Below are 24,911 nucleotides of genomic sequence, written 5' to 3' on the forward strand. Positions count from 1 at the left end.
AGACCGTCTACAAATCAAAATTAAAATCAACCAATTTTTCAGCAATATCATTAAAGGTGTCCTCCGATTGCTGGAAATATTGCTCCCATGTGTCTCTACTCCAAATTTCAACCCGGTTCGACACACCGAGAACGACGCAATCTTTCTCCAGCTTAGCGTACTGTCTCAGATTGCCCGGTAAATTTACCCTTCCCTGTTTGTCCCACTCGCATTCTGTCGCTCCCGAGAAAAAAAAGCGCGTGAACGCACGAGCATCAGACTTCATCAAGGGGAGAGCCTTGAGCTTCTGTTCCAGCACTTGCCATTCCTGCATCGGGTACACAAAGAGGCACTGGTCCAATCCGCGGGTAACAACGAAAGAAGCTCCAAGAAGATCACGAAACTTAGCCGGTATAATAATCCGGCCTTTGTCATCAATGCTATGTTGGAATTCCCCCATAAACATTGAACCGTCACCCCTTACCTCTTTCCCCCACTTTGCACCACTTTCCACCACTCATGACACTAGTTATTCTGCATTCTAGCGTAAAATCCTCCTACAATGCAAATAATTTTTCGTTTAAAACGCATATTTTTACGAATCTTTGAATACTGCCAGGTTTTACATAAAATAGTTAGGAACAAAGCACATTGACAAAAGGACTAAAGTCCTAGTTAGCGTTTTCAACCACATCAAAAAGACAGCCGGAAATTATATTCCGGCTGCCTCTGTATAAAGCAAGAAAATATGAGTTTAAGTTGTGTGCTTAGTGCTCCTGCCAGCTATCCAAATAAGCGCGTTGCTCTTCCGTCAGCCGGTCGATGCCGAAACCAAGACTTTCCAGTTTGTAACGGGCAACCTGCTCATCCAGTTCATACGGCACGTTAACAACAGTTGCACCGACGTCATTATAGCGCTCATTTACGTATTTCAAGGACAAGGCTTGCAGAGCAAAGGTCATATCCATAATTTCTGCGGGGTGGCCGTCGCCTGCCGCAAGGTTCACCAGACGGCCTTCGGCCAGAATATACATTTTGCGTCCGTCTTTAAGCTGATACTCCTCGATGTTTCGTCTCACGGTGCGCACGGAAACAGAACGCTCCGCAAGCTCCGGCTTGTTGACCTCAACATCGAAATGCCCTGCATTGGACAGAATCGCTCCGTCCTTCATCACATCGTAATGCTCGCCGCGAATAACATCGCGGTTGCCTGTGACCGTCACGAAGAAATCGCCTACCTTGGCCGCTTCCAGCATCGGCATCACATGGAATCCGTCCATGTAAGCTTCGACCGCTTTGATCGCGTCGATCTCTGTTACGATAACGTTGGCCCCAAGTCCCTTGGCACGCATGGCAACCCCTTTGCCGCACCAGCCATAGCCGACGACAACTACCGTTTTACCCGCAACGACAAGGTTCGTCGTCCGATTAATGCCATCCCATACCGATTGGCCTGTTCCGTAACGGTTGTCAAACAAGTATTTGCAGTATGCATCATTGACCGCTACCATCGGGAACTTCAGTTGCCCTTCCTTATCCATAGCTTTAAGGCGCAAAATGCCGGTTGTCGTCTCCTCGGCACCGCCGCGAACGTTCTCCAGCAGGTCAGGACGCTCGGAATGAAGAATGCTGACCAGGTCGCCTCCATCGTCAATGATAAGATCCGGCTTGTTCTCAAGGGCTCGGATCATCAGCTCTTTATATTCCTTCGGATCAGGATTGTATTTCGCGAACACCGTTACGCCGTCCTCGACAAGCGCTGCGCACACATCATCTTGAGTGGATAGCGGGTTGCTGCCAGTAATGGTAACCTCTGCTCCGCCCGCTTGCACCACTTTCGCCAAATAGGCGGTTTTGGCCTCCAAGTGCAAGGATATGGATACCTTCAAGCCTTTAAAAGGCTGCTCCTGTTCGAATTGCTTGCGAATGCGGCTAAGCACAGGCATATGAGCTTCAACCCAATCGATTTTCAAATGGCCCTCCGGAGCCAGCTTCAAATCCGTAATTACGCTATTCTGAATCGCTTTTGTCGTCAATGCGGTAACCTCCCAAATAATAATCTGCGTTCTATTTTTGTTGCAAATTGCCTCTACATATAGATCATTCTATGCTGCCCCATCATTTCATATGGAACTTCCATCAGACGGTCAATCCAATCGAACCCATAGCGATTTAAATAGGCAAAAATATTATAGGCCCGCTCCTGTGGCTTTTGCTGTGGGAATAGGGACAATTCAATACGGTCAAAATGATGCAAGCCCGCTTCATTGCTTCTCTCGAGCGCATCCTTGACTCGCGCCTGCATAAACTCCATTTGTTCAATAATTTTGGCTTTGTTCGCACCACCCAGCTTGATCAGACCTTTTTCCACGCTGCCAAGCTGCTCTATTAATGGATCGTACATACCGGCGAAGGCCCGCTTCATTTCCTCGAACTGGTCATCCAGGCGCAGATGGTCCTGCCGTGCCAGCCAATCCGCTTTGATTCTACCAAATACAGAATGATCTATTACATCTTCCCATGCCAGCCCATATTTGTCCATATGCTGCTGCAGCTTATCTTCCATAACCGTGAACGACATCCGAGGCAGCAGAATCGGCATTCGCAACTGGAGCAGCTCAAACGCCTTGCCCGTCAGGGCCCAATATGCGATTTCCCCGTTGCCCAGCACGGAGCCGAGCACGGGAAGTAAATAATCCTGCATCACCGGCCGGGTCAGCACGTTGTTGCTAAAGCGCTCGGGATGACTGTGCAATTCGTCGAGCAGTTCGCCGGGAGTAAAGGAAACCATGCCCTTTCGGTCGACAAACCGGCCGTCACGCTTAAACAATAGCAACCGCTCTCCCTCGAAGACGTAGAATAAATTCGCCCCTCCCTCTGCCACCTCTGCCTGCGGATGGTAGCCTTGAGCGGCAATCTCTCGGGACGCCGCTTGGTACGCGGATTGCAGCTCATCATTACTCCGGATCATCGCCTCGAACATCGGTACTTCCAGCCGACGCAACGCCGGATCCGCGGAATCCAGCAGTACAAGACCATACTTCCCAAACCAGGAGCCGAGCAGTCTTGCAAAGGCTTCTGTCATTGAGGTGGATACAGCCAAGGTATCCCTCAATTGCTGCAGCAAATCAGCTTTGAATTCGCTATCCGGGAGCAGTTTCTCCAGTTCTCTAGCGGCGTTGCCCCATTCTTCCTCACTAACCGGGGTATAGCTGACCGGTCCCCTGCGGCCTTCCTCACGCGGAATGCGGATACGGCTAACTTCAAGACTCGGCGAAAGTACGTATGTATGATTCACCTCATCCCAGTCATGATCCTCCCCGGCGATCCAGAATACGGGAACGACGTCCCGCTTCAGCAGAGAAGCTGCCCGCTCAGCCGCTTTAATAATCGTTGCGGCTTTATATATGACAAGCAAAGGCCCCGTGAACAAGCCGCTTTGCTGCCCTCCAGCAATAACGACGGTTCCCGGCTGTTCCAGCTTATTCAACGAACTCATCACGGCAGGCGCCGGGTTGAACCGTTCATTATATTGACGAAGCCGGTCAGCAAGTTCCTTCCGCCCGACCCGTAAATGCTCCGTCTGATCCAGCCACTGTAGTCTAGCCGTCCAGCTCCGGTCGTCTGCCGGATGCCCGCCATATAAATGCTCCACCGCATAATAGTCCGATATGTAGGACTCTGCCAGCGGTTGACCAGATTGTAAAGGCTCTTGAACAACGTTCATCAGGTTCATATCCTCCTGTTCTTATCGGAAACCTCCATTCGATTGTACCGAATGTGCTCCTTTCTCGTCAAAGCGAATCTTTTCAATTTCAGCAAATAAGCTCTCCCAGGCGGCGCAAAGCGACGCTGAGAGAGCTTATGGGTTCTTGTTATTTTTTCGGCATCGATACCCAATGTCCCTTGGTTACCTCAACCAGCTCGGAATTTTCCAAATCAAACGCACCGCCGTTAGAACCGCCTTTTGCCGATTGGATCGGACCATTGGCGTCGTCCTCTAGCAAAATGCGCTTCTTGTTGGCCTCGATCTCCGGATCCGGAATCGGAATAGCGGACAGAAGCGTCTTCGTATACGGATGCATCGGATTAGCATACAGCTCCTCGCTCTCCGCAAGCTCGACGATGCGGCCCAGATACATTACGGCCACTCTGTCGCTTATATGCTTGACCATGGAAAGGTCATGCGCGATGAACAAGTAAGTCAATCCAAGGCGCTCCTGCAAATCTTTGAGCAGGTTAACGACCTGAGCCTGAATCGATACATCCAGCGCGGAAATCGGTTCGTCGCAAATGATGAATTTCGGATTGACGGCAAGCGCGCGGGCAATCCCGATCCGCTGGCGCTGACCGCCGGAGAATTCATGCGGATAGCGTGTGGCGTGGTCCGGATTGAGACCGACCATATCGAGAAGCTCCTCGACCCGTTTCTTCCGCTCCGCCCGGCTACCGGCCATATTGTGGATGTCCAGTGCCTCGCCGATAATATCGGTGACGGTAAATCTCGGATTCAACGAAGCATACGGATCTTGGAAAATCATCTGCATATCGCGGCGCATCGCCTTCATTTGCTTCGAAGGAAGCTTGCTGATGTCTACCCCGTTGAACTTGACGCTGCCCCCGGTAGGCTCGTATAAACGGAGAATCGTACGTCCTGCCGTCGATTTGCCACAGCCGGATTCGCCAACCAGTCCTAGCGTCTCCCCTTCCGCAATGGAAAAGCTGATATCGTTGACGGCCTTTAGTACGTTGCCACCGCCGACATTAAAATATTTCTTGAGGCCTTCGACCTCGATCAAATTTTTACTCAAGACGACTGCGCCTCCTTCGCCATCGGATGCAGATCCCAGCACCGCGCTGTGTGCGTGTCGCTAAACACGGTCGCTTCCGGATCGATCCGCTCACAAATCTTCATTGCCTGATCACAGCGTGCCGCAAACGGGCAGCCTAGCGGCGGCTTAATCAAATCGGGCGGAGTCCCGATAATCGGAATAAGCGGCTCGCTCTTCTTCTGATCGAGGCGCGGCATGGAACGAAGCAGTCCCTTGGTATAAGGATGCTGAGGGTTTTTGAAAATCTCCCATTTAGTTCCGGTTTCCACTACTTCTCCAGCATACATGACGATAACCCGATCGCACATGCCGGCTACGACGCCGAGATCGTGCGTGATCAGAATGATCGATGTTCCGAGACGCTCCTGCATGTCTTTCATAACATCCATAATTTGTGCCTGTATCGTCACGTCTAGGGCGGTCGTCGGCTCATCGGCGATCAACAGGGCAGGCCGACAAGCCAGCGCAATCGCGATCATTACACGTTGACGCATCCCTCCGGAAAATTCATGAGGATATTGATTAAAGCGGGCTTCAGCATTTTTGATACCGACAAGCTTCAGCATTTCGATCGCTTGGTTCTTTGCTTCCGCCGCTGACATATTCTGATGTTTGATTAGCACTTCGGTAATTTGCTTGCCGACTTTAATCGTCGGATTCAAGGAGGTCATTGGGTCTTGAAAGATCATGCCAATGTCTTTACCGCGAATAGCTTCCATTTCTTTAATACTTTTCTTGAGCAAATCCTGTCCTTGGAACAGGATCTCACCTTGCTTAATGATCGATGGAGGGGACGGGATCAGGCGCATGACTGTTTGGGCCGTAACGCTCTTACCACTGCCCGATTCACCGACGATAGCAACCGTTTCCCCTTTACCTATTTCAAAGTTCATGCCACGAACGGCTTTTACTTCTCCGCCTTTGACCTGGAAAGATACATGCAGATCCTTAACTTGTAAAATCGGTTCCATCATTCCACCTCCTATTTCTTCAGTTTAGGATCCAGCGCGTCGCGAAGACCGTCGCCGAATATGTTAAACGATAGCATAGTTAAGCTAATCAAAACGGCTGGGAACAGCATACGCCATGGATAGTACAGCCAGCCGGTAAGCGCATCGTTGATCATCGACCCGAGAGAGGCGATTGGCGCTTGCACGCCAAGTCCCAGGAAGCTAAGAAACGCTTCGGCGAAAATCGCATTCGGAACAGAGAGCGTAACGGTAACGATAATTGGTCCCACAGCGTTCGGGAGCAAGTGACGGAATAACAGGCGTCCCGACCCTGCGCCCATGGAACGGGAAGCAAGTACAAATTCGCGGTTTTTGAGCTGCATAATTTCACCGCGCACAATCCAAGACATGTTGATCCATCCGGTAATCGTCAGAGCCAAAATAATCGTGCCCAGGCTCGGTTCCATGACGACAAGAAGCAGAATCGTTACCAGAAGGTAAGGGATGGAATACAGAATTTCGGAAAACTTATTCATAATTTCATCCACACGGCCGCCGAAATAACCCATAATGCCGCCATATATAACACCGATCAGCAAGTCGATGCAGGCAGCGGCCAAGCCAACGATCAGGGAAATTCTCGCCCCCATCCAGGTACGAACGAACATGTCGCGCCCGAGGTCATCGGTTCCGAACCAGTGTTCCGCCGATGGCTTCGCATTCGTATTCAGCAAATCGTTGGAATAATAATTGTATTCAGAAATCATCGGGCCTACAATGGCCGCAATTACGATTAATACCAGCACTCCAAGAGCCGTCATCGCCAGCTTGTTGCTGCGAAGTCTATACCAGGCGTCTTTCCACGCGGAAATGCTTTCCCGCTGGATAATTTCCGCTTCCTTCTCATCGGTACCGATTTTGCGGAAATCCTCCGGCTTCAGGTCAGCAGGGGCCGGCATTACTTTCATCGGTTTTAGATCCATCCGTTACCCCTCCTTTCCTTTGTTCAGTTTAATACGGGGATCTACGAACACATATGCAATATCCGTTAAGAACCGAGCCAGCATGAGAAGTACTCCATAGAAAATAGTAATTCCCATAATGATCGGATAATCGCGGACGCTTATCGCCTCAACGAACTGCTTACCAATACCGCCGATTCCGAAAATCTGCTCGATGACGACGGAACCCGTCACGATATTCGCAGTCATTGGTCCTAAATAAGTGACAACCGGCATTATTCCGTTCCGGATGACGTGACGGAACAGGATAGCCATCCAACCCAAGCCCTTTGCCTTAGCCGTTTTAATATAATCAGCATGCAATACTTCCAGCATGCTTGAACGAGTCAGGCGGGCAATGAACGCGATCGGCTGAGCCGTCAACGCTGCCACCGGCATAATGTAATACAGTGGTCCGTTAAAGCCCATCGTCGGCAGCCAGTGGAGCTTGGAGGCGAATAAGTATTGAAGCAAGGTAGCCACAACGAAGCTGGGTACAGCAATTCCAAGCACCGCTAGCACCATCGCCACGTTATCGATCAGCTTGCGATGATATAGCGCTGCCAGCATTCCGAGCAGTACACCAACGATAACCGCAACAACAATCGCTACTAGTCCTAGCTTCAAAGAAGCGGAGAACGTCTGTCCGATAATGTCAGATACGTCTTGGTTGATCTTCTTCATCGAAATACCGAAGTCCCCTTGAACTATATCTCCCAAATATTTAAAATACTGCTGATAAACGGGCTTATCTAAACCATATTGCTCATACAGACGCTGCTGAATCGCAGGCGGAACCTTTTTCTCCGAGGTAAAAGGATCCCCTGGAATTGCTTTCATCAGAAAGAAGGTGGCCGAGATCAGTATGAACAGCGAAACCAACATATAGAAAAACTTATTGGCAATATAACGAACCATGCCCGTTAGCACCTCCTTTGATAAATTTCGACATAAATCGATTTTAGGATAATTCATTCACAATGTCTATTCAATATAATTGCCATAAGTGCGTAAAGGCTGGAAGTTTCCTGACCGCATACAAAAAAACGGGATATATATGGAATACCCACATATATATCCCGGTGCAGCTATTCGAACTACTTACGCGCGTCTGTAATGTAAGCGCGAGTATAATCGATCGCGCCGCTGAAATCGAGCACTACGTTCTTCAGCCATGGTTTTTCTACCGCTACGTTCGAGTAGTAGTAAACTGGCATAATAGCCATGTTGTCCTTGACGAGGATTTCTTCGGCTTTTTTGAAGTTTTCGTTACGTTTTTCGTTATCTTCTGTGGCTTTCGCTTCAGCAACAAGCTTATCGTACTCTTCGTTCTTGAAGCCGATATCGTTGTTACCGCTGTTGGAAGTCCACATGTCGATAAATGTCATCGGATCGTTATAGTCTGCGCTCCAGCCTGCACGTGCAATTTGATAGTTCAGGTTTTGACGGTTCTCGATAAATACGCCCCACTCTTGGTTTTCCGTTTTCACGTCAACACCAAGGTTTTGTTTCCACATATCAGCAACAGCCAGAGCAATTTTCTTGTGGCCTTCGCTGGAGTTGTAAGTCAAAGTGATTTCAGGCAATTTTGTGTAGCCTTCTTCTTGCATACCTTCTTCAAGAAGCTTCTTCGCTTCCTCTACATTTTCAGTGAAGAAATCATCTTTATTCTCTGCACGGAATTCGTCGTTAATCCCTTTGATACCTGGAGGAACGAAACCGAATGCCGGAATTTGTCCGCCAAGCGTTACTTTATCGACGATGATTTGACGATCGATCGCCATTGCGAATGCTTTACGGATTTTTGCGTTGTCAAACGGCTTAGCCGTCAAGTTGAATTGGTAGTAGTACGTACTTGCGATACCTTTAACTTTGTATTCGTCTTTCAGTTCTTTTTGAACAATTGGAATTTGGTCGGTAGGAATTTCACCGTTCGGATGTCCTGCACGATCCAATTCATTGTTTCTGTAGCTTGTAAGCTCAGTTGCTCCGCTATTTACAAGGGACATCGTAATTTTGTTCAGCGTGATGCTGTCTTTATCCCAATAATTTTCGTTCTTAGATACTTCGATTGTTTGACCTTTTATCCAGCTCGTCAATGTGAACGGGCCGTTAACGATCATTTTGCTTGCATCTACTGCCCATTTTGCATCGTCCTTAACGGATTGATGAACAGGGTAGTAAGTATAGAAAGAAGTCAAACCAAGGAAGTAAGGAGTTGGTGCAACCAATTCAACTTCCAGCGTGTATTCATCGACTGCTTTTACGCCGACTTGGCTAAAATCAGTAATTTTGCCTTCATTGTATTCTTGACCGTTCTTTAGGTAGTACAATTGGTAAGCATAAGGTGCAGCAGGTTGTGTATTCGGGCTAAGTACGCGCTCCCATGCGAACACGAAGTCATTAGCCGTTACAGGGTCGCCGTTGCTCCACTTTGCGTCTTGACGCAGATGGAACGTATATTTCGTGCCATCTACATCCCATTTTTCCGCCGCAGCAGGAATAGGCTGTCCGTGCTCATCCATGCGAGCCAGACCTTCGTACATCGTTTTGAGGACAGTGTTAGCTTGGCTATCTTGCGCTTGCGCTGGATCGAATGTTGGAGGCTCAGCACTCAAATTGACTCTAAGCGTTTGATCCGCAGCCAACTTCTCCTCACCGCTGCTTGCATTCTCGGCAGGTGCATTGTTCTTGCCGCCTTCAGAGGCACCTTTGTCATTGGAACCGCAAGCAGCAAGCAAAGTGCTGAGTGCTAAAACCAACGTCAAAAGAAGCAAGAGACTCTTATTCTTCTTCATCTAGCAAACATCCCCCTTAAAAATTTGTGGTATATGTTTTTAGATTATACAACCAGCGGTCAAAAAATCCAATACAAAATTTCAGAAATTGAACTATTGTTAATAAAATCCTTTGCTTTTTCTTAACAAAATAGTCCTTTCTACATTATTGGCTTCATCATATGCTCGATTTTTGCCGCCAAAAAGTGTGCAACTTGTGAAAATATTTCTTCGCAGGTATTTATGTTAGTCATGCTGTCCAAATATATGTAATAAAGCTGATCAGAAACAACAGCACGTAAGCTACGCCCGTTCCGGCGAACGCGAGACGCCATACTGCCCGCAGCATCCGCTTGATATCAACTTTCCCTTTTAGGCGATTTTGCGCACCGCCGATCAGTCCGGCAGCGATGAGCAGAATCAGCACGATGAGGTAGAGTCCGAAGCCGGATTTGAACACGTTGTTGAACAAGGCCGCAGCCGCTAGAATGAAAAATAGCGTCGACACGTCCATCGCAAGCAGCAGCGCCGCTTTCTTATCTCTTTTCAAATAGAAATGAATGAAGTAAACAAGCAAAAAAGGAACGATTGGCACGATAGCGAGAATGGTCAAGGTATTACTTAACAGACTCATGATTCCACCTCCTGCAAATATTTCAAAACAACAATGAATTTCGGGTTCATATTCCGTAATTTGGAACACTACTTCTGTAATCCGCGAACTAGCCTCCACACCATTTCGTGGCCTGAAGCCGAAGCGCCGGCCAGATTAGCCATCTCTACGAGGCGGCCATTAATATAATCGATTTCCGTCGGCGTTCCTTGCAGAATGTCCTTCAGCATCGAGGAAGTATTGCTCGCCGTCAAGCGGCATACCTCTGCTACTACATCATAAGCATCCCCTTCGAAAGGAATGCCCAGGGCGGCGTAAACCGCTGCCGCCTCATTGCAAAGCTGCCTCAGCAGTGCCCTGCGCTCCTCAGAGTCCAGCAGCTCCCCATTCGGGATCCGCCAAATCGCAGTAAGCGGATTAATCACAGCATTAATGAGCAGTTTTCTATAAATTTCCCTATCGATGTGTTTCGACAGAAGAGCGTAAAATCCTGCCATATCAAGGGCACCAATTAATTTTTCCACGGCATTTTTTGAGTATAAATCTGCCGATTCGCCGCGCTGTTCTGCCATGCCGATCGTGGTTGTCCCTTGCCCGGAACGAATAACATGCCGAGAGGAGGGCCGCTTCGCCCCTTCGGTCGTTATGGCCGCATAAATCGGCGTACCTGGAAAGACTTCCGACAAGTACTCCAAATGTCCGATTCCATTTTGAAAACACAAGATATGCGTTTCAGGACCCAGCAATGGCTGAAGCGTGCTAATCAGGACGCTGTCAATATGTCTCTGCTTCGTTGCCAGCAGGACCCAATCGGCATGTCGATCCGTCTGCGGCAAGGTAGCGGCCTCCTGGAGCGGATAGGCTGCAGGACCAGCAATGACGACCGGGGCGCCTTCTTCTCCTTCCTGCAAAGCGATCCCCTTCCAAACCAGTAGCTCGGCCTGCTCCGCGGTTTTTGTCCAAAACCGGACCTCCTGTCCGGAAGCAGCCAGCTTGCTCCCATAGAGCAAACCGAGCGCGCCCGCGCCAATGATCTCGAATTTCATCTTCTCCACCCTTTTCTCATTTCTGTTAATTCCTTTATACCAGACCTTGTCCCGGCAACACAAAGAAATTCCGGCATTCATGCACCGGAATTTCTCATTCTACTTGGATTGGCCTATTCGATTCGCTCCAGGTTGCCGTTCGCATCCATTTTAAATCTTGTCTTCAGCTCTTCATCTTCTTCATTCAGAAATGCAAGCCGCCGCGCCCGATCCATAATTTGAATCAGCGCTTTGTAATCATCGTTCACGACCCTGTAATCAGTCTGCACCTCGTTGACCTGATCAGACAAACGCTCTTTTTCTTCACGCAGCAAAGCCAGCTCTTCGTCCTTCTCCCGAAGCTCCTTCTCAAGCTGCTTCACATATCTGTTCGTTTCCTGAACCGTATTCTTCCACCCCCGCAAAAACCGGATGACCGCATCGATGGAAATCGTCTCTTCCGTAACCCCTTCACTTTTATAGAGTCCTTCTTCCAGATCTACAGAAGCCAAGGAAACGATCGAAGATTGGCTTGTGATCGATCCCTGCTTTTTCATATAGTTCCGTTTCTGCCGTTGCGCCTTGGCGATGCCGATAGCCGCTTCATACTTTTTACGGACACAGCTGTTCCAGCGGAATCCACAAGCTGCTGCCGTTCTCCCTATTCGTTCTCCCACCTCTTCAAACGCAGTCAGTTGGGTACTCCCTTCGCGGATATGGCGCAAGGTTACCTCGGCCAGGATCAAGTCGTCCTCCGCGCTCCATGCATCTTGTCTCACAGCTGTCATGCTATAAAAACCTCCTAACGACATCCTAATATAACCGTCTTCCGGGCACGATTCCGGGCCGGTGTAATCGGTAAAAAAGCTTCATATTCCATCCTATGCCTCTCATAGAGTTCATAGAATCTATTTGATACTATTTTGTATGTCCAAAATAAAGGGCTGTCATACCTCGTCCGATAAAAAGCAAAATATTCTTAATTCACTCAAAACAACGGTTCCATAACATTAATCACTTACCCGTGAATCAATCGTTAATCTTTGAGACTTTTCGTTTACAGTTGTTAGGGTTATGGGTATAATGAGGTATAGTAAATTGGGTGTCGCCGATACATACGAAAGGGGGACTTATTTGTGGCACGCATGTACCGCGTCCTTGGCTTCTTCACGTTAACGATTGGACTTATGGCATTTGCCGGTAACCATATCGAAATGGCCCTGCTATTTTTCCTGCAAACGGCTTTTTTCGTCATCTTCGGTTACTTGAAATTTACGGAGAGAACGTATATCCTGCTGTTCTGGGGATACATGATCGTCGCCTTTACAGGCTTCAGTTACTGGACGATCTTCCAGATGGGGCTTCCTCTCTAAAACCATAAGTATGCTGAACGAGTAGGATTAGCTCACTCTTTCAATCAAGGGCGATTCGGCCAAGGCCGGAGCGCCCTTTTTCGTTAAGACTATTTCTTGTCCTGATATCATATATATTTATAGATCAACCCAAGGAGAGGAACGCTCTTGAACAGACGTCTCAAATCCTTCTGCTCCTCCTGCATATTGGCAGTTTCGTTATTCGCAGCCCTTATCTTCCCTGTACACATAGCCTACGCATTCCCGTTATCGGAAGAGGAACAGGAAATTTTGGAGAAGAGCTTGTCCATCGTGGAAATTGACCGGGAAATTGCCCGAGTCGAAATGAAGCAGCAAGATACCGAACAGTCTATGCTCAATCTTTCCAAAGAGCTGGCCGTCAAGGAAGAAAAATTGCTGATCACTCAGGAACGTGCCGGTGCCCGGATCAGAGCCTATTACATGGGGGAACGCGAGGATTTGCTTGCGGCACTTCTGTCCGTAAACAGCTGGAAAGACTTCTTTACGGTACTGGATTACTACCAATTGATTATGGAGCGGGATCGCGATGTGCTAACGGGCTACAGAAACGAACTCGCCAAGCTGAACAAATCGCGGAAACAGCTGGCGGCGCTGGCCGATGATCTGACGCGGATGAAAGACAATTTGATGAAGCAGCGTGCACGCGTGATAGAGCTGCAGCGCAGCGTGGATGGAAAACTTGGAGCAAGCGCGGATCCAGAGCACTTAAGAGCGATGATCGAAGAACTTACGACCTATTGGGAAAATGTCGGATTGCACGAGGTGCGCCGTTACTTTAAGGCCCTCGCTTCGGCCATGATGGATTTCCAAGACTTTCTAAAGGATCATCAAGACAGCCTAGTCTCGGAAAACGGAGGTTACGTTCTCGTTATTCGCGAAGAGGATTTAAATGCCTTCCTTCGCGGCAAAAATGACTTGCTCAGCAATATGGCATTCCTCTTCGAAGAGGATAAAATTGTTGCTACGGGAAGCCGGGAAGGCCTCAATCTTCGGGTAGAAGGCCATTATACCGTAGAGAACGTACCGCAGAATGCCATCGTTTTTCACGTGGACCGCCTCGTGTTTAACGGTTTAGAGCTGCCGGACACAACGCGCCTGGAGCTGGAGAAGGACTTTGATCTCGGATTTTATCCACAAAAAATAGTTCCCTTCGTGAAGGCTGACGAAGCAGTCATTCAGAAGGGAACCTTGACCGTCAAGCTGAAGCTCTCTCTTTAGAGGGCTTCTTGCTTGTGTTTATTTATTTCTCACGCCGATTTGCGCAATTTCTTTGCTAAACTGCTCAGGGGCGATCTGGCCGTTTATGAAATCCAGCGTCAGGCGGCCCAACTGCTCCATTTGCTCGGGAAGGAGGCTGTTGACGGGCAAAGCATCCGGCTTGCTTCCCACCAATGATGCCGGAACCCATGCCGGTATTTTATTTCTTTCAAAATCGAAGTACAGCGACTTAAGGACAGGTAAATGGCCTGTAATCTCATGCCACTCCCGCTGCCTGCTGGCTGCAGTCATTTCTTCGATCCATGCCCCTGCTGCTTCGGCATTTGGACTCTTGGAGGAGACAACGAAGCTTCGCCCGTAATTCCACATCGTTTTGCCCGTACTTCCCGGTTCGGGTATAAATGCCTCCATTCGCGTATGCTGCCCGTCTTTAATCTGTGACGCGCGGGTAAGGCAAATTGCCACTTCTCCGTCATAAATACGCTTCCAAACGTTTGCTGCAGGCTGCGCTTCCGTATCATAATGAAGCAAATAAGGACGAATCTCCTCCAGATATCGAATGGCTTGCTGCATTCCCTCTGTCATTTCAAAAGTAGACGGGTTTCCTGCCTCCGCATTCCCGCCAAATTGCCAGAGCAAGGATAATACCGCATATGGCTCGCTAATATCCACAGCTAGAAAACTCGGTATCCGGCTCTGCTTCTTGAATGAGGATAAGAGCTTCTCCCAGTCGTCCGCCGATTGTGGAGGATGATCCAGCCCCAATTCCTTGATCAAGCCGGGATTATATGCAAATACATAAGGATCAGTATCAAAGGGGACTCCCCATAAGTATCCATTCCATTCATTCTGGCCCAACGATACGCTAAGTACCTCTCCCGCCAAAGGACTCGAGTAATAGCGCTCGGCAGGCAGAAGATATCCGCTGGACGCGAATTTCCGTATCCAGTCATTGTCCAGCAGCAGGACATCCGGCGATTCCCCCAGCTCGAACTGCTGCAGCAAATCGCGGTACAATGCCTCGGAAGGCAAATTCACCAGCTCTATCTGATCTCCATGCTGATTCATATATTCATAGTTCAATTGCTGCAAACGCAAAAATTCTCCTTCATTCATCTGCACAGCGACCCGGAAATGCCCCGGCTCCTGCACCTCTTTTTGGCTCGGAAGTGATACGGGCTCCGGAATAATGCCTTCCTCGTTGCGAATAAGGGTCGACTGCTTACTTGGAGACAAGTTAATTAAAGCAAGTAAAAGGATAGCAAAAAGCACCCAATGATTTCTACGCTTCACACCTGTTCTTCCTCTCTGGCGTTCCGATCGCCGTCCGACATCCAATCAACCCTTATTGTAACAAATTACCTCATACTTTGTCCCCTACAAAACATGGCAAAAACCGCCGAAACTAAGTCCGGCGGCTCATTCAGGCATTTAATTTCAAGTCTTCCGCGAGGTTACAGCAAATCTGCGGCCGCCTGGGCCAATTTGGAGCGCTCGCCTTTCTCCAAGGTGATATGGCCGCTCAAGCCCTGTTCCTTGAAGCGTTCTACCAGATAAGACAGACCATTGCTGGCGGAATCCAGATATGGATGGTCGATTTGCTCAGGGTCCCCGAGCAGGACAATTTTACTACCCTCGCCGACCCGCGACACAATGGTCTTCACTTCATGGCGCGTCAAATTTTGGGCTTCGTCCACAATAATGAATTGTCCCGGGATGGATCGTCCCCGTATATAAGTCAACGCCTCAACCTGTATGCTGCCGAGTCCCATGAGAATTTTATCGATATCCCCTGATTTTTTCGTATCAAACAAATACTCCAGGTTATCATAAATAGGCTGCATCCACGGCCGAAGCTTCTCCTCCTTCTCTCCAGGCAGATATCCGATGTCTTTCCCCATCGGAACGACAGGACGGGCAATCAGCAGTTTCTTATATTTATGCTCATCCTCTACTTTCAGTAATCCGGCGGCCAGAGCAAGCAAGGTCTTCCCGGTACCGGCTTTACCTGTAATAGTTACAAGCGGGATTTCGTCATTTAACAACAGCTCAAGGGCCATCCGCTGCTGGGCATTGCGCGCGCTGATTCCCCACACGGGTTCATTGCTGAGAAATAGGGGAGCAAGTTTCAGACTATCATCGCTAACCTTGAGCAGAGCTGATTTTCCACTGCCCATTTCATCCTTCAAGATGACAAATTCGTGAGGATAAAGCGGATAGGTTAATCCCAGCGGCTTGATGGGCAGGGAACGATAGGAATAGAACTCGTCAATAACGCCAGGATGTACTTTGACGGTGGAGTGTCCAGCATACAGCTCACTTGGGCCTGCGGTACGGTCGGAGAGGTAATCCTGCGTCGTTAGACCAAGCACATCAGCCTTAATGCGGACTAGAACATCTTTGCTTACAAGCACGACCGTTTTGGGCGAACCGAGTGCGCCTTCCTCCAGGTGGTAGTTCAGCGCAACAGCCAAAATGCGGTTATCGTTCGATATATCCCCGAACATCTCCTGTACTTTGGCAAAGCTGCGATGATTCAGCTCCACCTTTACCGTTCCGCCATTGTCCAGATTTACTCCATCATGAAGATGTCCGGTTTCGCGAAGTCCGTCAAGCAGCCTGGAGACTCCCCGTGCATTTCGGCCCAGTTCGTCAGCATTCCTCTTCTTGGAGTCGATCTCCTCCAGGACGATGGCCGGAATGACGACCTCATGTTCTGCGAAGGCAAAAATCGCATTGGGATCGTGCAGCAGTACATTCGTATCCAATACAAATATCTTTTTCACAGTTATCCCCTCCACCGCTTGTCATTGCAGCCTATTTCATTTACATACATATTTCTTCCCTCTGGCGGGAAGCTTAAAGACAGACATTATTCCCGAAAGGACGATTAACATGCGAATATGGCTGTGTTTATTACTGACGGCTATTCTTCTTACAGGCTGTAAAACAGCTTCACAAAAGGCATCACCCTCTCCACAAGGTCAACCAAACAATAACCCGCGGGCTCAAAGCACCGTACCAGGCAAGAAACCGGTAGCTTACAACGCGAGCAACCAAAATCAGCTCAATAAGCAAGCCCATCTGGAGCAGCTCGTTAAGCGGGTGCCCGGTGTTAAGGGAGCCCACTGCGTTGTTTTGGGCAATACGGCCGTAGTCGGCATCGATGTCGATGGCAAGCTGGAAAGAGCCCGTGTGGGAAATATCAAGTACACCGTAGCTGAAGCGCTGCGTAAGGATCCGCATGGCGCCGGGGCAATCGTTACCGCAGATGTCGATTTGAACCACCGCATTTCGGAGATCGGCACCAAAATCCGGCAAGGGCACCCCGTCTCCGGATTTGCTACAGAATTAGCCGATATTATCGGACGAATTATGCCGCAAATGCCGAGAGATACGGTACCAAGAACCGAAAATGACATCCAGGGACGCAAACCGGGCGCATCTGTAAACCAGCCTTCCACGCAAAGTCATACCTACAAGTCGAAGTCACAGCATAATAAACAGCAAAGAAACAACAACATGCATATGGCTCCACAGGGACATAAGTAATTACTATGTCAGCGAAAATATGTCAATGAAAAAAAGCCCAGCGAAAAACAATTCGCTAGGCTTTTTTCATGGCTTCAAACACTTGCGCGTCCAGCATGTCCGCTGCACGGCGATCATAAACTTTATTGTACACAGGAGCAGAAACAAGCTGTGCTCCATAGAACAAGGCGTTGCGAACCGCCTCGATATACACGTCGAAGCAGCACATCTTGAAAGGAACTCCCTCTAGCGGATCCTGGGCAACGGACGCTCTGCCATTAATGGCGTAGATTGTCCCCTCGCCGAAAACCGTAATCGTTACCTTCGGGTGAGCCTTAATATTGCCGACCAGCCGCGAACGGTGGTCAAGGGCAAGGCGAAGCGTAGAATGATCCAGCGCATAGACCCAGGAAATCGCGCTTGAAGTCGGTCCGCCGGATTCGGCATCTACGGTGCTTAATAACACAAACATCTCGGACTGGAAAGCGGTGTATAAAGGTTCGGATAACTGCGTAACGATATCGGACATGAACCAGCCCTCCTATACAATCCTTCTATATGATTGTATTATAGCATGCTGCAAAACTTGCCTTCAATCATCAGTTGCCTGCTTTTGCACCCTCGGCATCCGCGGATTCATCGGCTTTAGGCTTGTTGCCTGCCAGTTCATCCTTCAGCGCCTGCTTGGCCTTTTCAAACTCATCCGCGTTCAAGTAGACGTATGGGCTCTTCCATTGACCAGTGACCGGCATGAACGCCACATTTTCCTTGGATATATTCCAATAAGCCGAAATGATGTTTTTCATTTGCTGGGATTCCAGATCCGTCTCCATATTCTTGCCGACCGACTGAATCACTTTCCCGGCGCCGAGCACGCCGTCAAGCGATTTGGCTTGATCGATGAGCGCATGCAGCACTTCATTCTGGCGGCGGTTGCGGTCGAAGTCATCGGAAGCCTTCGTTCGCGGACTGCAATTGGATTTACGGTAACGGACATAACCTAGCGCATCCTCTCCCGATAAATGCTGCTGTCCCTTCTTCAGGTTGATGTTCGTATTATCCGCACGGTCGCGGTAGCACATGTCCGCATCGACATTGATATCGACGCCGCCAAGCGCATCCACAACATCGCGGAAGCCCTGGAAATTCAATACGGTGACGTAATCGATGTCCAGATCGAAATATTTGCTCATCATCGTCTTCATCTCATATGTGGCCGTAATTCCCGTTTTCTTCTCCTGGACAAGGAAATTCGGATAATATGCGTTCAGTTTGTCGGGCCTATATCCCTTAAGCTCCAACAGTGTATCGCGCGGCAGCGACACGACGGTAGCCGACTTCGTCTCGGGATTCATAGCGATGACCATCATCACGTCGGTAAGATGCGTCTTCGTCTCCGGGCGATAGTCCGTCCCCAATAGCAGCATCGTCAGCGGCTTAATCTTAGCCGACTGCTGAGGCGCAACCTTCTCGTCAGTCCCGGTTTCCTCGATAACCTGATCGATCGTAACGGACAAATAGCCGATATACACGCCTACACCGAGTGCCAGCACAATCAACAGCGTCAGCAGCGTCCGTAAAAATATCTGGAATCCGCTGGCTTTCTTTTTTTTCTTGCGAGAGCTTTTTTTAGATGACTTTCTATGGCTTTGCTCCCGAGGAGGCAGGCCACTACGTGTAGAACTCATGGATTAAAACACCTTTTTCATGTGAATTAGCAACTTGACCTACAATCTAAAAACGTATCTGCGCTTCAAAAAGTTACAAGCCTGTGCCTGGATCCGGCATTTACGGAGTAGTTCCTCCGTCCCCTTCCACGGTGGACGAGCCGTTCTTCTTGTTCCGGCGCCCTTCCACAAAATAGCGGATGCGCACCATGAGCATAAGTGCGACTGCAACGAGAAGACACTGGATAATCGGCAGCTTGTCGATTTGAAAAATGAGCAGCATGAAAGAGCCGATCGCCATTAACACGTACAAGATGACTTCTTTCCATAAGGGGAGCTTCTGCTGAGCCCGAAACACCTTATTGTACACGAAAGTAACCAATACAAAAATGAGAATATACGTGATCACCGGGTGATCGGCAAACCATTGTTGCAACACAGTTCCCTCCTTCGAGGCAGTAACCTAGTTATTGTTTTCTTACAGCCTTACTTTACCATTATAAATTGGCTTCAGACATTTTGCGATGTTTTTCAGCACGCTCGCGTTCGCTCTTGTTCAAAATTTTCTTCCGCAAGCGAATGTTTTTCGGAGTTATCTCACAGTATTCGTCGTCATTCAGGTATTCCAGCGCCTGCTCCAAGGAGAAGAGCCGCGGCGTTTTCATCTTCACCGTATCGTCTTTCGTTGCCGAACGAATGTTAGTCAGCTGCTTCTCTTTGCAAATATTCACGACGATATCATTATCGCGGTTATGCTCCCCGACGATCATACCTTCGTATATCTCCGTGCCGGGCTCGAGGAATAGTATGCCGCGGTCTTCGATCGACAGAATGCCGTACATGGTCGACACGCCGTTCTCGGTCGATACGAGAACTCCTTCATGACGTCCCCCGACATGTCCGCCGACGAACGGTCCATAGCTGTCGAACGCATGGTTCATAATGCCGTAACCACGGGTAAGTGTCAGGAAATGAGTGCCATAACCGATCAGCCCCCGGGCAGGGATAAGGAACTCTAGTCGGACCTGTCCGTTGCCGCTGTTGACCATGTTGACCATTTCCGCTTTGCGAGAGCCGAGACTCTCCATGACGGTGCCCATATGCTCCTCCGGCACATCGATGAGCAAGCGTTCGATCGGTTCCATCTTAACGCCGTCGATTTCCTTCACGATAACTTCCGGCTTGGATACCTGAAGCTCATATCCCTCTCGGCGCATATTCTCTATCAGAATGCCCAGATGCAGCTCTCCGCGCCCAGATACGATAAAGGCATCAGGGCTATCCGTCTCATCTACCCGAAGGGATACATCGGTCTCAAGCTCTTTCATCAGACGCTCCCGCAGCTTGCGGGAAGTGATCCATTTGCCTTCGCGGCCCGCAAACGGGCTGTTGTTAACGAGGAAGGTCATCTGCAAAGTAGGCTCGTCGATTTTGAGCACCGGCAAAGCTTCCGGATGGTTCGGGTCGGCGATCGTCTCACCGATGTTGATGTCTTTAATGCCTGCAATCGCTACGATATCGCCTGCTCCGGCTTCATCGATTTCTACGCGGTTAAGACCCTTGAAGCCAAACAGCTTCTCGATCCGGGCGGATTTCTTGCCACCTTCCCGCGTCATCACGGCAACCGGCTGGCCCTGGCGAATAACTCCGCGGTTAACCCTGCCAATTGCGATGCGCCCTAAATATTCGTTATAATCCATCAGCGTAACAAGGAATTGCAACGGCTCCTCCACGTTCTCCGTAGGCGCCGGAATATGGTCGATAATCGTGTCATAGAGCGCCTGCATATTGCTGTCCTGCTTCTCTGGGTCCAAGCTGGAGGTGCCGTTCAAAGCGGAAGCATATACGACAGGAAACTCCAGCTGTTCGTCATTGGCCTCAAGCTCGATGAATAAATCAAGCACCTCATCGATTACTTCCGATGGGCGAGCGGCCGGACGGTCGATCTTATTCACGACGACGATCGGAGTGAGCTGGTGCTCCAGCGCTTTGTTAAGCACGAATTTCGTCTGCGGCATGCAGCCTTCATAGGCGTCAACCACGAGCAGAACGCCGTCTACCATCTTCATGATCCGTTCCACTTCTCCGCCGAAATCGGCGTGACCCGGCGTGTCGACAATATTAATCAAGTAATCTTTGTACGTAATTGCCGTGTTCTTTGCCAAAATTGTAATGCCGCGTTCGCGCTCCAAATCATAAGAGTCCATCACGCGCTCCTGCACCGACTCATTGTCCCGGTAAATGCCGGACTGTTGAAGCAGCTTGTCGACAAGCGTTGTTTTGCCATGATCTACGTGAGCAATAATGGCTATATTGCGAATATTGTTTCTACCATGCATAAGTTTTTTCCAATTCCTTTCATGTCTGTGTCTTTGTAACAAGTTGACATACCGACTGAACCACCCAAAGAAGCGCCGGACGAGAAATTCCGACGCTAATCCATCCTTAATATTATACGCAAAACCAGAAATAATTCAAGAACTTTCCAGAGATCTACCAGATCCGGCGGCTATTCCCGCGGGCAACAATCAACCAGATTCCCGCAGCAATCATCACGATCGCCAGCAGATAAACAAAAGAAAGGGAGAACAGGCTCCAGCCAAGCAAAATAATGGATACAGTCCCAAGCGCAATAGCCGTCAACAGCATGCCGCCCTGGCGCTGCGGCGAATACGAGTAATATTCGAACAAGCCTACGGCAATGCCGAGTATGAACGCTGGCCACATTTTATGGAACAGGAAGGTCCAGCCCCCGATGATGCCAATAAAGAATAAAATGGAGTAGACGACGAGAATCCCCGCAGGCAGCAGCAATTCGGCAGAAGCTCTTCTGGAAATAACCCACACATGCAGCAGTATGCCGGGAATCAAGAGAATCAGCGGCCATAGCGCTTTTCCGAGAAAACTGAATACTCCCCATTTCCCAAGCAAAATGATAATTCCTGCTGCCAAGATCAGTATGCCGGTCATCAGCTTGTTGTTGTCGGACATTCCGTCACTCACCTTCCCATTGACAATTACGGACAGGGCCACCGTTTTTGTGACATCCCACCTAATTCCAGTTTATATGAAGATGGGCGAAAACGCCACTCCCTCATGTCGCTTTATAATTGCGAATCCAACCGAACATAATAACAAGCGCAGCAAGAATGACCGGAATCCAACCGTGCATGGATGGCAGCATTTTAGTCAAAAAAACGCCCATTTTTACATCCCTTATCAGCATTTCCCCAGCCGTATAGCCTAATATGCCTGCCCCGGCAAACGTCAATATCGGAAACCGCTGCAGCCAGTCCGTAATGATATTACTTCCCCAAATCACAATGGGTATACTTATGGCAATACCTATAACCAGTATGGCAAGATCCCCTTTAGCCAGAGCAGCAATCGCCAAGACATTGTCCAGGCTCATGATAAAGTCGGCCAAGAGTATCGTTTGGATCGCCTTCCAAATCGTGTCCGCGTGACTTCTTGTCGAATCATTATCCCTGTGCTGGAGCAGATTAAAAGCGATCGTACTCAGCAGCACTCCCCCAATCGCTTGAATAAAGGGGATTTTCAACAGAATCGTCGCCAGCCATGACAGGACGCAGCGCATCAGCACCGCGCCAAGCGCTCCCCACCACACGGCCTGCCTGCGCTGCTGAACGGGAAGATTTCTGCTGGCCATGGCGATGACGACGGCATTGTCGCCGCTAAGCACCAAATTAATAATAAGGATTTCGGTTAACAATATTACATGCTCCATCGGCTTATCCCTCCCTTACACTTGTATGAAGGGATGTGCCAAGCTATACCCTTTCTTTTACAAAACAACACTGGACAAAAACCACTTTTAGTGAATTAATAATTAAGTACATGGCAAAAAATTATGGAAGAAGTGACAGTAGTGGAACTATTTAGCACCGCCTTTTTTATCGCTCTGATTAACATCATATTCATCGATTTGATCCTGGCCGGAGATAATGCCATCGTCATCGGAATGGCCGCCAGGAAGCTGCCCTCACATATACAGAAGAAAGCCATCTTGCTTGGTACAGGCGGAGCGGTTCTGCTTAGAATCGCCGCGACACTCGTCGTCGTATGGCTGCTCAATATCCCTTGGCTGCTCGCTATTGGCGGCGTTATGCTTGTTTATATTGCCTATAAGGTGCTTGTCGACGACGGCGGCCATGAAACGATAGATGCGAAGGAATCCCTTTGGCCAGCGGTAAGGACCATCGTCATTGCCGATGCAGCGATGGGGCTCGATAACGTCATCGCCGTTGCGGGAGCCGCCCAGCAGCATATGATTCTTGTCGTCCTTGGACTACTGATCAGCGTCCCAATCGTCATCTGGGGCAGTACCCTCTTCATTAAGCTGCTATCGCGTTTTCCCTGGATTGCTTATGTCGGCTCTGCCGTGCTCGCTTATACCGCTTCCCACATGATCACTGCAGAACCGCATTTCGAGCCGTTCTTCGCGGACAAGCCCGTGCTTCGATATGCGCTTATCGCCCTAACCATCTTAGGCGTGCTTGGCGCCGGCTATGCAGCAAAGCAAAGGCAGCGGGAACGGAACAATAAACGCCCATCGCGTCATGCTACACGCTAAACACGGATGACAAACAAGGCTGCCTCACTATAATAGTGAGGCAGCCTTGTTGCTTTTTCCCGTGCTAAAAAGTAGCGCGTAGCCGTTTACCCTGCTAGAACCATTTATCCTGCGCGACCGGCTCCCCTTGCGATTTTCTAACCACAGTTTCGCCCGGTTTGATAACGATCGTCTCGGTTTTGCTGACCGCTTCCTTGATTTGCTCATCCAGTTGAGGCAGGGATGCCTCGATTTTCTCGATAATATGCAAATTCGGGTTCGTCGATGGAGATTTCGGCACAAACAGAGTACAGCAATCTTCATAAGGCAGGATAGATAATTCATAAGTGCCAATTTGCTGCGCCAACCCGATAATTTCCTCTTTATCGGTCGTCACCAGCGGCCGAAGAATCGGCAAGGACGTAACCCTTCCAATAACGTTCATGCTGGCCAGCGTCTGGCTTGCAACCTGTCCAAGGCTATCGCCCGTAACGAGGGCGAGTGCGCCGTTTCGCTCGGCCAAGGAGGTGGCGATCCGCAGCATAGCCCGGCGCATGAGCGTAATCATGACGTTCTCATGATTGCCTCCCGCGAGCGTCGTCTGAATCTCCGTAAACGGCACGAGATGAAGCTTAATCTTTCCGTAATATCCGGACAGCACCTGAGCTAGATCGATGACCTTCTCCTCCGCCTTTTTGCTCGTATACGGATAGCTGTGAAAGTGCACGCACTCGATTTCCAGTCCCCGGCGCATCGCGGACCAGCCAGCAACAGGGCTGTCTATTCCTCCGGACAGCAGCAGCATCGCTTTTCCGTTCGTCCCCCGAGGAAATCCGCCCGCGGTCGGAACGACCTCGGAGAACAGGTAAGTCCCCTGCTCGCGAACCTCGATGCGAAGCTCGATTTCTGGATTGCGCACATTGACTTTTAAATAGGAACACGACTTCAGAATCGGCGAACTGATGACTTGATTCATTTCCTGGGAAGATACGGGAAACTGCTTCCAAACTCTTCTTGCATTGACTTTAAAGGTCGTTTCCTTAGAGATATCCATGCTCTCGATAAAGCTGATTGCCTGATTAATAATCTCATCAATTTCGGAAGCCGCTACCTTGACAGGACTAATCGACGTAACACCGAATACATTTTTCAGAACTTCGATAATTGGGGCTGCAGGCTCTCCGTTCAGGATGACATAGATCCGCCCGTATTCCTTCTTGATTTCGGTCGCCGGATAAGCCTGCAGCAAATCTTGGACATGAGCCAAAGCGGCTTTTTCAAAACGGGATCTATTTCTGCCTTTGACGGTAATTTCCCCAAAACGCAGCAGAAGCATATCATATTGCAGCAT

24 protein-coding genes are annotated in these 24,911 nt (G+C 49.3%); 4 read left to right on the forward strand and 20 right to left on the reverse strand.

Annotated features, from left to right (window positions below; genetic code table 11):
* Positions 1 to 7: 7 nt before the first annotated feature.
* The 11 genes from mraZ to ACYUJT_RS13700 all read right to left on the reverse strand — a co-directional run bounded on the left by mraZ (position 8) and on the right by ACYUJT_RS13700 (position 11,965).
* Positions 8 to 445 carry a division/cell wall cluster transcriptional repressor MraZ gene (gene mraZ, locus ACYUJT_RS13650; RefSeq protein ID WP_460322925.1) on the reverse strand — a complete coding sequence of 146 codons (438 nt, stop codon included), beginning with the start codon at positions 443 to 445 and terminating at the stop codon, positions 8 to 10.
* Between the two features lie 301 nt (positions 446 to 746).
* Complete coding sequence (locus ACYUJT_RS13655; RefSeq protein ID WP_460322927.1) at positions 747 to 2,015, reverse strand: adenosylhomocysteinase; 1,269 nt, start codon at positions 2,013 to 2,015, stop codon at positions 747 to 749.
* A gap of 53 nt (positions 2,016 to 2,068) precedes the next feature.
* Positions 2,069 to 3,706 carry a bacillithiol biosynthesis cysteine-adding enzyme BshC gene (gene bshC / locus ACYUJT_RS13660; protein WP_460322930.1) on the reverse strand — a complete coding sequence of 546 codons (1,638 nt, stop codon included), beginning with the start codon at positions 3,704 to 3,706 and terminating at the stop codon, positions 2,069 to 2,071.
* A gap of 148 nt (positions 3,707 to 3,854) precedes the next feature.
* On the reverse strand, positions 3,855 to 4,790 hold the full coding sequence (locus tag ACYUJT_RS13665; RefSeq protein ID WP_460322932.1) for an ABC transporter ATP-binding protein: 936 nt from the start codon (positions 4,788 to 4,790) through the stop codon (positions 3,855 to 3,857).
* Complete coding sequence (locus ACYUJT_RS13670; RefSeq protein WP_460322935.1) at positions 4,787 to 5,782, reverse strand: ABC transporter ATP-binding protein; 996 nt, start codon at positions 5,780 to 5,782, stop codon at positions 4,787 to 4,789. Before ACYUJT_RS13670 ends, ACYUJT_RS13665 begins: the two co-directional genes overlap by 4 nt.
* An 11-nt stretch (positions 5,783 to 5,793) precedes the next feature.
* The gene (locus ACYUJT_RS13675) at positions 5,794 to 6,744 is read right to left on the reverse strand and encodes an ABC transporter permease (protein WP_460322938.1); all 951 of its coding nucleotides are present in this window, start codon (positions 6,742 to 6,744) and stop codon (positions 5,794 to 5,796) included.
* A 3-nt stretch (positions 6,745 to 6,747) separates the two neighbouring features.
* On the reverse strand, positions 6,748 to 7,680 hold the full coding sequence (locus tag ACYUJT_RS13680) for an ABC transporter permease (protein WP_460322940.1): 933 nt from the start codon (positions 7,678 to 7,680) through the stop codon (positions 6,748 to 6,750).
* A gap of 179 nt (positions 7,681 to 7,859) precedes the next feature.
* Entirely contained in the window at positions 7,860 to 9,560 is a 1,701-nt protein-coding gene (locus ACYUJT_RS13685) for a peptide ABC transporter substrate-binding protein (RefSeq protein WP_460322942.1), read from the reverse strand.
* Positions 9,561 to 9,789: 229 nt separating this feature from the next.
* Positions 9,790 to 10,173: a DUF3397 domain-containing protein gene (locus ACYUJT_RS13690; protein ID WP_460322944.1), complete on the reverse strand. Its 384-nt coding sequence runs from the start codon at positions 10,171 to 10,173 to the stop codon at positions 9,790 to 9,792.
* A 68-nt stretch (positions 10,174 to 10,241) separates the two neighbouring features.
* Positions 10,242 to 11,198: a ketopantoate reductase family protein gene (locus ACYUJT_RS13695; protein ID WP_460322947.1), complete on the reverse strand. Its 957-nt coding sequence runs from the start codon at positions 11,196 to 11,198 to the stop codon at positions 10,242 to 10,244.
* Between the two features lie 113 nt (positions 11,199 to 11,311).
* Positions 11,312 to 11,965, reverse strand: a complete 654-nt coding sequence (locus tag ACYUJT_RS13700; protein ID WP_460322949.1) for an RsfA family transcriptional regulator — start codon at positions 11,963 to 11,965, stop codon at positions 11,312 to 11,314.
* Positions 11,966 to 12,313: 348 nt separating this feature from the next.
* Between ACYUJT_RS13700 and ACYUJT_RS13705 the strand changes: the two genes are divergently transcribed.
* Together ACYUJT_RS13705 and ACYUJT_RS13710 are read left to right on the forward strand one after the other, a co-directional pair.
* Positions 12,314 to 12,550 (forward strand): DUF2626 family protein, encoded by a 237-nt coding sequence (locus tag ACYUJT_RS13705; RefSeq protein ID WP_110932156.1) that lies wholly within the window; start codon positions 12,314 to 12,316, stop codon positions 12,548 to 12,550.
* A gap of 147 nt (positions 12,551 to 12,697) precedes the next feature.
* Complete coding sequence (locus tag ACYUJT_RS13710; RefSeq protein ID WP_460322951.1) at positions 12,698 to 13,789, forward strand: coiled-coil domain-containing protein; 1,092 nt, start codon at positions 12,698 to 12,700, stop codon at positions 13,787 to 13,789.
* 18 nt (positions 13,790 to 13,807) lie between these two features.
* Here the strand turns inward: ACYUJT_RS13710 and ACYUJT_RS13715 are convergent, their stop codons facing one another.
* Together ACYUJT_RS13715 and ACYUJT_RS13720 are read right to left on the reverse strand one after the other, a co-directional pair.
* Positions 13,808 to 15,082 (reverse strand): sugar ABC transporter substrate-binding protein, encoded by a 1,275-nt coding sequence (locus ACYUJT_RS13715; RefSeq protein ID WP_460322954.1) that lies wholly within the window; start codon positions 15,080 to 15,082, stop codon positions 13,808 to 13,810.
* A 161-nt stretch (positions 15,083 to 15,243) separates the two neighbouring features.
* Entirely contained in the window at positions 15,244 to 16,575 is a 1,332-nt protein-coding gene (locus ACYUJT_RS13720) for a PhoH family protein (RefSeq protein WP_460322957.1), read from the reverse strand.
* Positions 16,576 to 16,684: 109 nt separating this feature from the next.
* Here ACYUJT_RS13720 and ACYUJT_RS13725 point away from each other — a divergent pair, with 109 nt between their 5' ends.
* Positions 16,685 to 17,341: a YhcN/YlaJ family sporulation lipoprotein gene (locus ACYUJT_RS13725; RefSeq protein WP_460322960.1), complete on the forward strand. Its 657-nt coding sequence runs from the start codon at positions 16,685 to 16,687 to the stop codon at positions 17,339 to 17,341.
* Positions 17,342 to 17,396: 55 nt separating this feature from the next.
* Here the strand turns inward: ACYUJT_RS13725 and ACYUJT_RS13730 are convergent, their stop codons facing one another.
* The 6 genes from ACYUJT_RS13730 to ACYUJT_RS13755 form a co-directional block, all read right to left on the reverse strand.
* Positions 17,397 to 17,849 (reverse strand): pyridoxamine 5'-phosphate oxidase family protein, encoded by a 453-nt coding sequence (locus ACYUJT_RS13730; protein WP_460322962.1) that lies wholly within the window; start codon positions 17,847 to 17,849, stop codon positions 17,397 to 17,399.
* Positions 17,850 to 17,919: 70 nt separating this feature from the next.
* Positions 17,920 to 19,008, reverse strand: a complete 1,089-nt coding sequence (locus ACYUJT_RS13735; RefSeq protein WP_460322964.1) for an LCP family protein — start codon at positions 19,006 to 19,008, stop codon at positions 17,920 to 17,922.
* Positions 19,009 to 19,108: 100 nt separating this feature from the next.
* Positions 19,109 to 19,423: a YlaH-like family protein gene (locus tag ACYUJT_RS13740; protein ID WP_460322966.1), complete on the reverse strand. Its 315-nt coding sequence runs from the start codon at positions 19,421 to 19,423 to the stop codon at positions 19,109 to 19,111.
* 61 nt (positions 19,424 to 19,484) lie between these two features.
* Entirely contained in the window at positions 19,485 to 21,326 is a 1,842-nt protein-coding gene (gene typA, locus ACYUJT_RS13745; protein WP_460322968.1) for a translational GTPase TypA, read from the reverse strand.
* Positions 21,327 to 21,480: 154 nt separating this feature from the next.
* Positions 21,481 to 21,978: a hypothetical protein gene (locus tag ACYUJT_RS13750; RefSeq protein WP_460322970.1), complete on the reverse strand. Its 498-nt coding sequence runs from the start codon at positions 21,976 to 21,978 to the stop codon at positions 21,481 to 21,483.
* A gap of 103 nt (positions 21,979 to 22,081) precedes the next feature.
* The gene (locus tag ACYUJT_RS13755; RefSeq protein WP_460322973.1) at positions 22,082 to 22,735 is read right to left on the reverse strand and encodes a TerC family protein; all 654 of its coding nucleotides are present in this window, start codon (positions 22,733 to 22,735) and stop codon (positions 22,082 to 22,084) included.
* A 141-nt stretch (positions 22,736 to 22,876) separates the two neighbouring features.
* Here ACYUJT_RS13755 and ACYUJT_RS13760 point away from each other — a divergent pair, with 141 nt between their 5' ends.
* On the forward strand, positions 22,877 to 23,581 hold the full coding sequence (locus ACYUJT_RS13760; protein ID WP_460322975.1) for a TerC family protein: 705 nt from the start codon (positions 22,877 to 22,879) through the stop codon (positions 23,579 to 23,581).
* A 94-nt stretch (positions 23,582 to 23,675) separates the two neighbouring features.
* Here the strand turns inward: ACYUJT_RS13760 and thiI are convergent, their stop codons facing one another.
* Positions 23,676 to 24,908, reverse strand: a complete 1,233-nt coding sequence (gene thiI / locus ACYUJT_RS13765; protein ID WP_460323325.1) for a tRNA uracil 4-sulfurtransferase ThiI — start codon at positions 24,906 to 24,908, stop codon at positions 23,676 to 23,678.
* Positions 24,909 to 24,911: the final 3 nt, after the last annotated feature.

The sequence above is a fragment of the Paenibacillus sp. YSY-4.3 genome (assembly GCF_054767475.1).

Excerpts from the sequence above, each read along its gene's own strand:
- mraZ (WP_460322925.1), bottom strand. The coding sequence starts at position 445 with ATGTTTATGGGGGAATTCCAACATAGCATTGATGACAAAGGCCGGATT.
- bshC (WP_460322930.1), bottom strand. The coding sequence starts at position 3,706 with ATGAACGTTGTTCAAGAGCCTTTACAATCTGGTCAACCGCTGGCAGAG.
- ACYUJT_RS13670 (WP_460322935.1), bottom strand. The coding sequence starts at position 5,782 with ATGGAACCGATTTTACAAGTTAAGGATCTGCATGTATCTTTCCAGGTC.
- ACYUJT_RS13675 (WP_460322938.1), bottom strand. The coding sequence starts at position 6,744 with ATGGATCTAAAACCGATGAAAGTAATGCCGGCCCCTGCTGACCTGAAG.
- ACYUJT_RS13680 (WP_460322940.1), bottom strand. The coding sequence starts at position 7,680 with ATGGTTCGTTATATTGCCAATAAGTTTTTCTATATGTTGGTTTCGCTG.
- ACYUJT_RS13685 (WP_460322942.1), bottom strand. The coding sequence starts at position 9,560 with ATGAAGAAGAATAAGAGTCTCTTGCTTCTTTTGACGTTGGTTTTAGCA.
- ACYUJT_RS13690 (WP_460322944.1), bottom strand. The coding sequence starts at position 10,173 with ATGAGTCTGTTAAGTAATACCTTGACCATTCTCGCTATCGTGCCAATC.
- ACYUJT_RS13695 (WP_460322947.1), bottom strand. The coding sequence starts at position 11,198 with ATGAAATTCGAGATCATTGGCGCGGGCGCGCTCGGTTTGCTCTATGGG.
- ACYUJT_RS13700 (WP_460322949.1), bottom strand. The coding sequence starts at position 11,965 with ATGACAGCTGTGAGACAAGATGCATGGAGCGCGGAGGACGACTTGATC.
- ACYUJT_RS13725 (WP_460322960.1), top strand. The coding sequence starts at position 16,685 with ATGCGAATATGGCTGTGTTTATTACTGACGGCTATTCTTCTTACAGGC.
- ACYUJT_RS13730 (WP_460322962.1), bottom strand. The coding sequence starts at position 17,849 with ATGTCCGATATCGTTACGCAGTTATCCGAACCTTTATACACCGCTTTC.
- ACYUJT_RS13735 (WP_460322964.1), bottom strand. The coding sequence starts at position 19,008 with ATGAGTTCTACACGTAGTGGCCTGCCTCCTCGGGAGCAAAGCCATAGA.
- typA (WP_460322968.1), bottom strand. The coding sequence starts at position 21,326 with ATGCATGGTAGAAACAATATTCGCAATATAGCCATTATTGCTCACGTA.
- ACYUJT_RS13750 (WP_460322970.1), bottom strand. The coding sequence starts at position 21,978 with ATGTCCGACAACAACAAGCTGATGACCGGCATACTGATCTTGGCAGCA.
- ACYUJT_RS13755 (WP_460322973.1), bottom strand. The coding sequence starts at position 22,735 with ATGGAGCATGTAATATTGTTAACCGAAATCCTTATTATTAATTTGGTG.